The sequence below is a fragment of the Streptomyces sp. NPDC005955 genome (assembly GCF_042871255.1).
Taxonomy (GTDB): domain Bacteria; phylum Actinomycetota; class Actinomycetes; order Streptomycetales; family Streptomycetaceae; genus Streptomyces.
The window spans coordinates 451892-463176 of record NZ_JBIAIF010000004.1; the positions used below are offsets into that span (position 1 = coordinate 451892).

At 74.0% G+C, this 11285-nt stretch carries 10 protein-coding genes; 2 read left to right on the plus strand and 8 right to left on the minus strand.

Features of this window, described 5'->3' with window-relative positions; all coding sequences use genetic code 11:
* Positions 1–9: 9 nt before the first annotated feature.
* The 5 genes from ACFYOU_RS13675 to ACFYOU_RS13695 form a co-directional block, all read right to left on the minus strand.
* Positions 10–243 carry a hypothetical protein gene (locus tag ACFYOU_RS13675; RefSeq protein ID WP_391305523.1) on the minus strand — a complete coding sequence of 78 codons (234 nt, stop codon included), beginning with the start codon at positions 241–243 and terminating at the stop codon, positions 10–12.
* A gap of 93 nt (positions 244–336) precedes the next feature.
* Positions 337–1074 (minus strand): GNAT family N-acetyltransferase, encoded by a 738-nt coding sequence (locus ACFYOU_RS13680; protein ID WP_391305524.1) that lies wholly within the window; start codon positions 1072–1074, stop codon positions 337–339.
* Positions 1075–1268: 194 nt separating this feature from the next.
* On the minus strand, positions 1269–1967 hold the full coding sequence (locus tag ACFYOU_RS13685) for an LAETG motif-containing sortase-dependent surface protein (protein ID WP_391305526.1): 699 nt from the start codon (positions 1965–1967) through the stop codon (positions 1269–1271).
* Positions 1968–2079: 112 nt separating this feature from the next.
* Entirely contained in the window at positions 2080–2949 is an 870-nt protein-coding gene (locus ACFYOU_RS13690) for an SMP-30/gluconolactonase/LRE family protein (protein ID WP_391305527.1), read from the minus strand.
* A gap of 217 nt (positions 2950–3166) precedes the next feature.
* Positions 3167–3661, minus strand: a complete 495-nt coding sequence (locus ACFYOU_RS13695) for a DUF664 domain-containing protein (RefSeq protein WP_391305799.1) — start codon at positions 3659–3661, stop codon at positions 3167–3169.
* A gap of 284 nt (positions 3662–3945) precedes the next feature.
* On the opposite strand from ACFYOU_RS13695, the gene ACFYOU_RS13700 reads away from it, so the two are divergent.
* Entirely contained in the window at positions 3946–4962 is a 1017-nt protein-coding gene (locus ACFYOU_RS13700) for a hypothetical protein (protein ID WP_391305529.1), read from the plus strand.
* Positions 4963–4975: 13 nt separating this feature from the next.
* Here ACFYOU_RS13700 and ACFYOU_RS13705 read toward each other — a convergent pair whose 3' ends face one another.
* Entirely contained in the window at positions 4976–7168 is a 2193-nt protein-coding gene (locus ACFYOU_RS13705; protein ID WP_391305531.1) for a SpoIIE family protein phosphatase, read from the minus strand.
* Positions 7169–7366: 198 nt separating this feature from the next.
* The gene (locus tag ACFYOU_RS13710; protein WP_391305533.1) at positions 7367–10042 is read right to left on the minus strand and encodes a SpoIIE family protein phosphatase; all 2676 of its coding nucleotides are present in this window, start codon (positions 10040–10042) and stop codon (positions 7367–7369) included.
* A gap of 170 nt (positions 10043–10212) precedes the next feature.
* On the opposite strand from ACFYOU_RS13710, the gene ACFYOU_RS13715 reads away from it, so the two are divergent.
* Positions 10213–10704 (plus strand): GNAT family N-acetyltransferase, encoded by a 492-nt coding sequence (locus ACFYOU_RS13715; RefSeq protein WP_391305534.1) that lies wholly within the window; start codon positions 10213–10215, stop codon positions 10702–10704.
* Between the two features lie 127 nt (positions 10705–10831).
* Here the strand turns inward: ACFYOU_RS13715 and ACFYOU_RS13720 are convergent.
* Positions 10832–11285 (minus strand): FG-GAP repeat domain-containing protein (locus tag ACFYOU_RS13720; protein WP_389766264.1); only part of this gene is annotated, 454 nt, incomplete at its 5' end.

Genomic DNA, 11285 nt, shown 5'->3' on the forward strand with positions numbered 1-11285 from the left:
GCGGGGCCCTCACCGCGAGGGGCGGGGCGTCAACAGGTATCCGGCCATGTGGACCGGGGCGACGGCCTTCCGGTCCATGTCACGGGTCAGGTTGGCCGTCTCCTTCTTCAGGTCGACGAACCGGCCCCGGTCGTTGTCGCTGGTGGTGACGCGGGGCGTGCCGTCGGCTGCATGGGCGGTCACGGCACCGCACATCATCAGGGCGCCGGTCGCGGCGGCCAACGTGGCGTGGCGGAACTTCACTGGGTGCTCTCCCGGTTCGGTCGGTGGGACGTGCCCGGTCAAACGACCGACGTCGCGGTTCGTGGCGGTCCGCGGGCGCCGAGCACCCCTCGGCTACGGGACCACGACGGTGAGCGCGGTGGACGTGCGGACGAAGCCGAGGCGTTCGTACCCGCGGCGGGCGGGGTTGCCGTCGGTGACGGCCAGTTCGACGCTCGTCAGACCGCGGTCGGCGGCATCGGCCAGTGCGTGGCGCAACAGTGCGGCGCCGAGTCCCGCGTACCGGTCGCCGGGGGCGCGGAACACCTCGGCGATCCACGGCTGTCCGCCGCGGTCGGTCACGATGACGCCCGCGAGCACCCGGTCCGCGGGGTCCACCGCGAGGACGCTGCTCGGGAGCACCGGTCCCAGCACCGTGCCGTCGAGCAGCGGTACGAGGCGCTCCGCGTACGCCTCCTCGTCGGTGCCCGGGTGGTGGTCCGGATGGCCGGGGCCGAAGGCCGCCCGCCATGCGGGCAGCAGGGCGCGGGGGCTGCGGTCGCAGGGGACGACGCGCGCCCCGTGCGGCAGGGGCACGGCGACGAGCGGCTCGGCCACGAGGTCGCGTCGCATGCCGTGGGCGTGCCGCAGGGTCCGCGCCCCGTGGCGGATCAGTTCCTCACCCAGCTGCACGCTGCCGGACACCACCCAGCCGGACAGGGCGGCGAGGACCACCGGTATCGGGTCGGCGGTGCCGGTCACCCGGACGAGGTCGGCCCAGGGGCGTCCCGCGCGTTCACCCCGCACGTAGGTGAGCAACGGCTGCCCCTCGGGGTCGGTGAGCACCTGCCGCTCTTCGTCGTTCAGCGTCACGCGTTGACTTCCGTCCGTGGTGGGTGCGGTCCGCCGTCGGTGGTTGCGGTCCGCGCAGCATGGTCCGTCGCGCCGTGGCTTCGTGCAACGTGATTTCCGGAAACGGACCGGCCCGGCGCCCGGCCGGTTCGTCGTCCGGACGCGACGGTGCCCCACGACCGGACGGGCCGCGGGGCACCGACGGGTGCGGGGCCTCAGCCGCGGGGGGTCCGGCGCTTGCGGGCGGCGAACACGATGCCGCCGCCGGCGAGCAGCACGAGAACGGCCGCGCCGGCTATCCAGGGGGTGGTGCTGGAACCTCCGGTGGCCGCCAGGTCCTCGTCCGCGGGCGTGCTGGTCCGCGGTGCGGGTGCGGCGGACTCGGACCCTTCGGGTTCCGTGGGCTCCGCGGAGGCCGGGGGCTGCGAGGGCCGCGCCGACTCCGACGAGCCGGGCCCGGTGGGCTCGGCGCTGGTCGAGGCGGTCACGGTGGGCGTCGGGGACGGCTCCGTGCTGCCGGACGGCTCGGGCGAGCCCGAGGGGGACGGGGACGCGCACACCGGCGCGGTCTTCGTCTCGTCCACGTCGAACTGCTTGCCGTCGCCGGCCTTGACGACCAGTCTGACCTCGATCTCCGCGCGGTGCTCGGGCAGCGTCAGCCGGTCCGAGAACGTCTTGCCGAACTTCTTGGTGGGCAGGACGTCCTTGCCGTCCGCGGTGATGGTCACGGTGTTGGTGACCTTCTCGTCGTCCGCGTAGTCGGTGAGGTCGACGGTCACCTCCGAACAGGTCACGCTCCACACCGGGGTGTGGGCGGTGGCCGGGGCGGCTGCCAGGCCGATCCCCAACAACCCGACGGCTGTACCGGCCACCAGTACGCCCGAGCGTTGCCACGCACGGGTTGTCTGCTTCATGAAGCCTCCACGAACGGTCCGCGTTCCCCCTGGGCGGGGGTGACGACCAGCGCACAGTACTCCGGGGCACCCCCTGCGCCGCAGGCGTACCGGGAGCCCCGACGCCCAGTTGTTACACGGCAGTTGGGGACGTCCGGTAGGCGGCGGCCGGGGTGCCCGGCACGGCGGTGCGGACGGTGAACACCGCCCCGTCGTAGGGTCCGGGGTCCGCGAGACCGGCCCGGGCGGTGGTGACGTACAGGACGTCGCCGTGCAGGCAGACCCCGGCGGGTTGCACGGCCGGCAGGCGCAGCAGATGGCTGCGGCTGCCGTCGGCCCGGTAGCGGTGCACGGTCCCGGTGCCCCAGACCGCGACCCACAGGGCGCCCTCGACGTCGACGGTCATGCCGTCGGGCAGCCCCTCGGTGAAGGTGGCGAAGAGCTGCGGAGGGCCGAGGCGGCCGGTCGCCGGGTCGACCGGGTAGCGGCGGATCACGCCCTTGGTGCTGTCCGCGAGGTACATGAGCGTGCCGTCGGCGGTGAAGGCGGGGCCGTTGGGGACCGTCAGTCCGGTGACGGCCCGGGTCACCGTGCCGTCCGGATCGACCCGGTAGAGGGAGGACGCCCCCACCACGGCGTCGTGGGCCATGCTGCCGGCCCAGAAGCGGCCGTGCGGATCGGCGGTGCCGTCGTTCATCCGCATCCGCTCGGGGGAGCCGTCCTCGGGGCGGGCGAGCCAGGTGGGGACGCCGTCGGGGGTGAGCAGGCAGATCCCGGTGTCCGCGGCGGCGATCCAGGTGCCGGGGCGGCCGGCGACGGGTGCCACCGCGCCGAGGGGCACGTCGAGGCGGAGGACGGTCTCCAAGGGGGCCGCGGGGTCGTCGGGGGCGGCCAGCAGGCGCCCGGTGGGGATGTCGACCAGGACGACCCGGCCGTCGACGGACCGGGCGCCCTCCCCCAGGTCGAGTCGGTCGGGGTACCGCGGCGTGGGGGCGGTGGTCATGGGCGGGGCTCCTGGGGTCGGGTGCGTACCTCGCGGGCCACCGCGGTCCGATGCGGGGGAGGTCCGACCGGGCGCCCTGGATCGGTGCACGCTACATGGACCAGCCTCGGGGGGACAGCCCCCGGGAGCGCAGCGGTTGACCGGGCGGGCGCCCTTGCGCTGCGCCGGGAGCGGGCACCCTCCGTCGGACCACGGGCGGGCGCGGCACCGAGGCCGGTCAGGAGCCCGTGCGCGCCAGCACGCCGCGGACGAAGGCCGCCTGACCAACGTGCTGGAGGTCGTCCGCGAGCACACTGACCAGCCGGACGCCGAGGGTGACGGCCGGGGACCACCGCTCGTCCACGATCCGCTCCAGGTCGTCGCCGTCGAGACCCCGGACGAACTCCACCGTCCGGGCGTGCACGGCGTCGTGATAACCGGTCAGCAGTGCACCGGGGACCGCCCGCATCCGTGCCACCTGGCGGTTCGAGTGCCCGTACCCGGTGGCGAGCCGCGCGTACGGCAGGTCGAAGCGGGTGACCCAGTCCCCTGCGGTCCACTCCTGCTCCGCACCCGCCGCCTCGGACACATGGTCGTCCTGGACCCGGGTGAGGTGCCAGACCAGCCACCCGACCGAGTTGGCCCCGGGGTCGACACGAGCCGTCAGTTCGGCGGGCGAAAGGCCCTCGACGACCGCGTGGACCTCCTCCCGAATCCGCCCGAAAGCGTCCATCAGGAGCGCGGCGCTCGCCCCAACAGTCCCGTCCGTCACGTCCGACACACCCGCTTCCGATTCCACGCGCACCCCGTCGACCTGGGGCGACGCACTCTCCGCCACCGGCGCGACCCGCCGGGTCGGCCCCGGGGCAACTCGTCCCCCGCCATCGTCGCCGACGCGCGGCGCGCTGTCCTGCGCGCGGGCTCCCGGGCCCCCGCCGTCGGGGTCGCCACTGGTGGATCCCGGCCGATCCCGACAGAGCAGGTCCCTTTGTCGGACTGTGCGGTTATCGTGCGGGCATGATCTTCCGCAGAGCCCTGTTCGCCGGTGCCGTGGGCCGGTTCGAGGCCGCCGTGCGGGCCCGGGACCCGCAGGCGTCACAGGAAGCGCTCAGCATGCTCCACCAGCGGTTCGGGCCGGCGTCGGACGCCGAGATCGCCGCCGCCGCGGTACGGCTCGCGGCGCTGCTGCCCGAGGTTCCGGCCGGGCCGCGGGCGAGCGTGGCCCTGATCGTGGGGGCGTGCGTGGAGCGGGGCGCAGACCCGGTGGCGAGCGCCCCGGCGCTGCTGACCGGACTCCGGGACGTCCTCGGCGCGGCGGCCCGGTTCCCGGAGCGTTGGCGGGGCGCGGGCGGGGGCGAACTGCCGCTGCCGGACGCGGGGGACCCGCACGGCGGAGTGGTGGCGCGGGTGGGTCAGGAGGTGGCGGTGGCCTGGTGGACGCTGCCGCAGTGGGAGACGGCCGCGCTGGCGGTGCTCAACCACCGGTCGGTCAGGGACGCCGTGGCGCACCGGCCGGAGCTGCTCGCGGCGGCCGGCCGGATCGCCGGGGCGGCCGACGGCCACCTCAAGTGTCTGATCTACGCACTGCTGGTCCTCGACGACCACCCCCTGGTGGCGCTGCACCGCACGACGCGTACCGGCTACCGCCTGCGGATGACGGGCATAGCCGACAACTTCCAGTTGCACACGCTGCTGGCGGCCGAACTGGCGGGCGCCGGACACGTCCCGGGCGAGGTGCCGGCCCCCGAGGCGGTCGCCGTGTGCCGTGACGTGCCGGGGCAGGTACCGACCTGGGGCACGTTCCGCCTCACCGCCCCCGACGGGGGCGAGATCTGGAACGAGGGCACCCCGTCGGACATTCCCGAGGTGGACGGCGTCCGGCTGTTGGTGCTCGATCCGCCGCCCTACGCCCGGAGTTGGCCGGCGGGTCGGTTCTTCGCGAAGATGCCGGGCGATCTGGTGCTGGAGCGGGTGCTCGACCCGACGGAGGCCGAACGGTGGCTCGACCGGGTGGCGGCGGCCCCGCAGCGCTGACGGACCGGCCCGGTCAGCTCGTGCGGGGTGCGGCCGGGGCCGTCCCGTCGTACCTCATCAGCAGCAGGGCGACGTCGTCGTTGCGGTTGGCGTCGTCGAGGAGCGCATCGGCGACCAGCCCGAGGTGCGCGGGGTCGGACTCGGTGAGCACGCCCCGCAGCCGGGCGACGCCCACGTCCATGTCGCAGGTGGCCGACTCGACCAGACCGTCGGTGGTGAGGGCGACGACCGTCCCCGGTCTCAGGTGCAGCGGGGTCATCGGGTAGTCCGCCTCGGGCAGCACGCCGAGCGGTGGACCGACCTCCACGCCGACGCTGACGGTGCTCGCGTCGGGCAGCCGCAGGACGGGCGGCAGATGACCGGCGGCCACGCAGAGCGCCGCACCCGACCGCATGTCGACGTCGACGTAACAGCAGGTCGCGAAGAGGTCGGTCTCCATGCCGAGGAGCAACCGGTTGGCGTGCGAGACGACGACGTCCGGTGGGTGGCCCTCGATCGCGTAGGCGCGCAGGGCGGTGCGCATCTGCCCCATCAGGGTGGCCGCCCCGGCGTTGTGCCCCTGGACGTCACCGATGACCAGGGCGACGTGGTGGTCGGGCAGCGGGATCACGTCGTACCAGTCGCCGCCGACCTCCAGCCCCGCGATGGTCGGCAGGTAACGGGCGACGGCACGACCCCCGGGGATGTCGGGGAGGCGGCGCGGCAACAGGGAGCGCTGGAGGGTGCCGACGAGTTCGTGCTCGGCGTCCGCGGCCCGGACCCGGACGAGGGCCTGTCCGGCGAGTCCGGCCACGGCGGTGAGGAAGGCCCGTTCCTCACCGCCGAAGTGATGCGGATCGTCCCAGCCGATGAGGCAGAGTCCGGCGGTGTGGCCCTGGGCGGGCAGCGGAAGCACGGCGAGTCCGCCGGGACCCACGTCGGCGAGGGTCGGTTCGAGCGGGTCCCCGGCTTCCAGGAGCGCGGGACGACCGTCACGGATCACCGCGGCGAGGGTCGGCAGGGCCCGGACGGGTGCGTCCGGCCACTCGGAACACCACTCGGTGCGCCAGTTCCCGGGCCAGGCGTCGGGGTCGGGCGGATCGAGCACGGTGACGACGAGCCGTTCGCCCTCCAGTTCGGCGAGGGCGATCCGGTCGGCCCGCAAGGGGGCGCGCAGTCCGCTGACGACGGCCTGGCTGGTCTCGCGCACCGTGGAGGTGTTCGCGAGCACGGCGGCGAGGCGCTGGACCCGGGCGACGTCGGTGGTACCGGAGCGCAGGGCGTCGACGTCCGCCACGGTGCCGATCAGTCGGCTGCGCCCGCTGCCGCCGTCGGGGACGACCTGCCCGCGCAGCCTCAGCCAGCGCGGTTCCCCGGCGGGCCGCTGCACCCGGAAGTCGAGTTCCCGGTCGCCGATGGCCAGGTGGTCGGCCTCGACGACGGACATCAGGGTCGGTAGGTCCTCGGGGACGGTGAGCGCGAGCAGCGTTTCGACGCGCCCGTCGAAGTCCGTGTCGGTCATGCCGAACAGGGCGAGGAGCCGGTCGTCGACGTCGAGCCGGCCGGTGTCCATGGCGAGTCCGAAGCTCCCGGCGCGGCAGCCGTCGCCCCCGGGCGGCGCGCCGTCGCGGGCCGGGGCGGGGACGGCGCGGCCGAGCGCTGCGGTGAGCAGGGCCAGGACGTCCCGGTCGGCACGGTCGAACCCGCCCGTGCGATCGGTGACGGCGAGCAGGCATCCCGCGCTGCCCGGGCCGTCACCGAGGGGCAGCGCGGCGACCGCGGTGCTCGCGGCGACGCTGCGGCCGAGCGCCGGGAACCCGTCGAGGGCGTCGACGGTGCGCCACTGCGGGGCGCGGGCGCGCCGGGCGACGGCCATGGGTGAGTCCCCGGCGGCGGGGTAGTGGTCCCTCAGCCCGTACAGACTGCGGGGTACGCCCGCGCTGTCGACCAGGGTGAGGGTGGCGCCGGTGCCGTCGGGGGTGTAGACGGCGGCGAGGGTCGCACCGGTGAACACCAGGACCTGCTCGATGACGGAACGCAGTCGGCTGAGGGGTTCCTGACGGCCGGGCAGCGCTTCCAGGGCACGTTCGGCGCACAGGGTGCCCGTCGTGCCCACGGGGCCCGCCGCACCCGGAATCACCGTGGTGCGTGACGCCCGTGGTGTCGTCGCGGTCCCCGCAGCCGTCATGCCCTGTTCCGACACGCCCTCGCTCACCACAAGCGTCATTAGAGCGCGTCCGGGGGCGCCGCGCAGCCCATGTGGGGGTTCTCCGTCCCCGGTGGCGCGTGCGCGCCACACGTTCAACACGAAGGAGTGATGGGGCGTACACCTGCGCGAACGACGGTGACGTGCGGTTCCGTGATCCGTTCCCGTGGGGCGGCCCGGCCCCGCCGACGGGGTCTGCGGCGGGGACCTCCGGTGCCGTCAGGACAGGCCCTGTTCGGTCCAGATGACCTTGCCCCCGGCGGTGTAGCGGGTGCCCCAGCGGTCGGCGACCTGGGAGACGAGGAACAGGCCCCGGCCGCCCTCGTCGGTGGTGGCGGCCCGGCGCAGATGGGGTGAGGTGCTGCTCTGGTCGGACACCTCGCAGATCAGCGAGCGGTCCCGGATGACCCGGACGCGGATGGGTCCGGTCGCGTAGCGGATGGAGTTGGTGACGAGTTCGCTCAGGATGAGTTCGGTGGTGAACGCCTCCTCCCCCAGGCCCCATTCGGCGAGGGTGCGCTCCACGAACGCCCGGACCTCGGCGACGGCCGCCGGGTCGGAGGGGACCTCGCACTCCGCGACCCGGTCGGGTCCCAGGACACGGGTGCGGCCGACGAGCAGGGCGATGTCGTCGGACGGCGTGTCGGGGACGAGGGCGTCGAGGGTCGCCTCGCACAGTCCGTCGACGGTGCGGTGGTGGTTGGCCTCCAGGGTGACGCGCAGCAGTTCGAGCCCCTCGTCGATGCCGCGCTCCCGGTTCTCCACCAGCCCGTCGGTGTACAGGACGAGACGGGTGCCCTCGGGGAGTTGGACTTCCAGCGTCTCGAAGGGCAGTCCCCCGAGCCCGAGCGGCGGGCCGCCCGGCACCTCGGCGAACTGGGCGGTGCCGTCCGGCAGCAGCAGGGCGGGCTGGGGGTGGCCGGCCCGGGCCATCGAGCAGTGTCCGGTGACCGGGTCGTAGATGACGTACACGCAGGTGGCGCCGGTGACCCGGGGCCCGGGCTCGGTGGCGCCGAAGTCGCCGGCCGCGTCGTGGTCGAGACGGGCGACGAGTTCGTCCAGGTGCCAAAGGAGCTCGTCGGGCGGCAGGTCGAGGGTGGAGAAGTTGTGGACGGCGGTGCGCAGCCGTCCCATGGTGGCGGCGGCGTGCATGCCGTGGCCGACCACGTCCCCGACGACCAGGGCGACCCGTCCGCCGGGCAGCTCGATGATGTCGAACCAGTCGCCCCCGACCCCGCCGAGCCCCGCCTGCGCCGGGAGGTAGCGCATCGCGGCGACGAGGGCGTTCTGCTCGGGCAGCCCGTGCGGCAGCAGGCTGCGTTGGAGGGTGACCGCCATCGTGTGTTCGCGGGAGAAGCGCCGGGCGTTGTCCACGCTGACGGCGGCGCGGGCGACGAGTTCCTCGGCGAGCGAGCGGTCCTCTTCGTCGAAGGGATCCCGTTCCCCCTTGCGCCAGAAGATGGCGACGCCGAGGACGACCCCCCGGGCCCGCAACGGCACGGCGATCATCGAGGTGAGGCCCTCCTCGACCACGGCACGCGCCCGTTCGGGGTCCTGCTTGTGCCAGCCCGTGTAGGCGCCGAGGTCACGGTCGAGGACGGCGGTGCCGTCGGCGAGCACGGCGCCCAGCGGCGTGGTGCCCACGAAGCGGATGCGGTGACCCACGGGGAAGAGCGCGGAGTCCTTGGTGGGCCCGGCGAAGGCGACCCGGCGCATCTCCCGCCCGGTGGCCGTGGCCTGCGGCTCCTCGCCCTGGAGGACGGCGGTCACCAGGTCGACGGAGACGAAGTCGGCGAACTCGGCGGCGGCGAACTCGGCGAGTTCCTCGCAGGTGCGGACCATGTCGAGGGTGGTGCCGACCCGCATGCCCGCGTCGTAGAGGAGTTGGAGGCGGCCCCGGGCGAGGTCGGCCCGGCCGGTGAGGGCGCGCAGGTCGGTGGTGTCACGGAGGGTGGTGACGGTGCCGGGGGGCCCGCCGTTCTGGTCGGTGGGCCGCTGGTTGACGGCCAGCAGCCGGTCCCCGACGGCATGCACCTCGTCCGTGGCGGTACGGCCGGACTCCAGGAGCTGGGTGGTGCGCGGGTCGAGTCCGAGGTCGGCGACGGGACGCCCTTCCACGTCGGGGGGCAGGTCGAGCAGGCGCCGGGCCTCGTCGTTGGCGAGCAGCAACCGTTGGTCACCGCCGACGATGAGCACGCCCTCCCGTACGGCGTGCAGCACCGCGTCGTGGTGCTCGTACATCCGGGTGATCTCGGCGGGGCCGAGGCCGCGGGTCTGTCGACGGAGGCGCCGGTTGACGAGGACGGTGGCGCCCGCCGCGAGCAGCAGGATGCCCGCGGCGACCCCGAAGACCAGGGGGAACTGGGCCTCGATCACGCTGCGCACCTGGGAGACGGCCATGCCGGAGGAGACCGCGCCGATCACCCGGCCGTCGGAGCCGAAGACGGGCACGACGACCTGTACGAGCGGTCCGATGGCCCCGTTGGAGCTCTCGGTGACGACCTTTCCCGCGAGCGCGGACTCCAGGCCCCCGACGAACCGTCCCCCGATGTAGGAGGGGTCGGGGTGCGTGTAGCGGATCCCCTCGGGGTTGACCACGACGATGAAGCCGACCCCGGCGCGCCGGGTGGCCTCCAGGGCGTGCGGTTGGAGGACCGCCGCCGGGTCCGGGCCCTTCAGCGCGGCTTCCATGCCCGGCGAACTGGCGAAGGTCTGGGCGACGGCGATGGAACGGTTCTCCGCCTCCTGCTGGGCGTCGCCCCGGGTTTGGAACACCAATGCCACCACGGCGGTCGCGACGAGCAGCGCCACGATCGCCAACTGCACGAGGAAGACCTGACCGGCGACAGTTCGCATGCTGGGAACCAGGCGCGGACGGCCGGAGCGGGCGGCCATGAACCATTACTACACCCACCCGCAGACACGCGCATGGCGCGCTGCGGCGGGGTGGCCGACGGCCCGACCGACCGGACCGTCACGGGCCGTCACGGTAAGTGAGGGCCCACTCGGGTCGCGGCCGCCCGGTGACCGGCCGGGGCGGGCCGAGCGGCCCGTATCGTACGGTCATGCCCGAGATCGAACTGCTCCGCGCCGACCACGCGTCCGCCCTGTGCGCCTTCGAGCGGGACAACCGCGCGTACTTCGCCGCCTCCGTGCCCGACCGGGGGGACGGCTACTTCGCCGAGTTCGAGGGGCGTCACCGGGCGCTGCTCGCCGAGCAGGCCGCCGGGCACCACTACTTCCACCTGGTGGTGGGCGAGGACGGCGAGGTGCTGGGCCGGGTCAATCTGGTGGACGTCGCGGGCGGCGCGGCCGAACTCGGCTTCCGGATCGCCCGCAAGGCCGCGGGTCGGGGGCTCGCGACGGAGGCGGTGCGACGGATCTGCGTCACGGCCCGCGACTACGGACTGCGTTCGCTGCGGGCGCGGGCGGCCGTCGCCAACGGGGGGTCGCGGGCCGTCCTGGTCCGCACGGGTTTCGTGCAGGTCGGCGGGGTGGACCTGGACGGCGCCGAGGGGCACCTGTTCCGGCGGTCCCTCGGGGAGCCGACGGCCTGACGTCGGCCGGGCGCCGAGCTCCGGGCGCCGAGCTCCGGGCGCCGAGCTCCGGGCGCCGAGCTCCGGACGGCGGACGGCCGGGCCCGCGTGGGTGACGCGGGCCCGGCCGTCGTGCACGGCGGTGTTGCTAGATGCGCACCTGGAGGTCCGTCCACTGGGTGGAGCCGGTGGCCACCTGCCCGAGCTTGGTCCAGGTGCCCGCTGCGTCGACGTTCTGGTGCGCTTCGACGGAGCCGTTCGGGCCGACCACCAGGTAGTCCGCCCGCCCGTCACCGTTCAGATCGGCGAACCGCACCTGCCGGTCCGACCACTGCGTAGAACCGGTCGCGACCTGCCCCAACTTCGTCCACGCACCCTTCCCATCAACATTCTGAAACGCTTCGACAGAACCATTCGGACCCACCACCAAATAATCCGCCCGCCCATCACCATTCAAATCAGCAAACCGCACCTGCCGATCCGACCACTGCGTAGAACCAGTCGCCACCTGCCCCAACTTCGTCCACGCACCCTTCCCATCAACATTCTGAAACGCTTCGACAGAACCATTCGGACCCACCACCAAATAATCCGCCCGCCCA

What these genes read in the sequence shown, in the direction of transcription:
- ACFYOU_RS13700 (WP_391305529.1), top strand. Translation starts at nt 3,946, where the DNA reads ATGATCTTCCGCAGAGCCCTGTTCGCCGGTGCCGTGGGCCGGTTCGAG.
- ACFYOU_RS13715 (WP_391305534.1), top strand. Translation starts at nt 10,213, where the DNA reads ATGCCCGAGATCGAACTGCTCCGCGCCGACCACGCGTCCGCCCTGTGC.
- ACFYOU_RS13710 (WP_391305533.1), bottom strand. Translation starts at nt 10,042, where the DNA reads ATGGCCGCCCGCTCCGGCCGTCCGCGCCTGGTTCCCAGCATGCGAACT.
- ACFYOU_RS13705 (WP_391305531.1), bottom strand. Translation starts at nt 7,168, where the DNA reads ATGACGCTTGTGGTGAGCGAGGGCGTGTCGGAACAGGGCATGACGGCT.
- ACFYOU_RS13690 (WP_391305527.1), bottom strand. Translation starts at nt 2,949, where the DNA reads ATGACCACCGCCCCCACGCCGCGGTACCCCGACCGACTCGACCTGGGG.
- ACFYOU_RS13695 (WP_391305799.1), bottom strand. Translation starts at nt 3,661, where the DNA reads ATGGACGCTTTCGGGCGGATTCGGGAGGAGGTCCACGCGGTCGTCGAG.
- ACFYOU_RS13685 (WP_391305526.1), bottom strand. Translation starts at nt 1,967, where the DNA reads ATGAAGCAGACAACCCGTGCGTGGCAACGCTCGGGCGTACTGGTGGCC.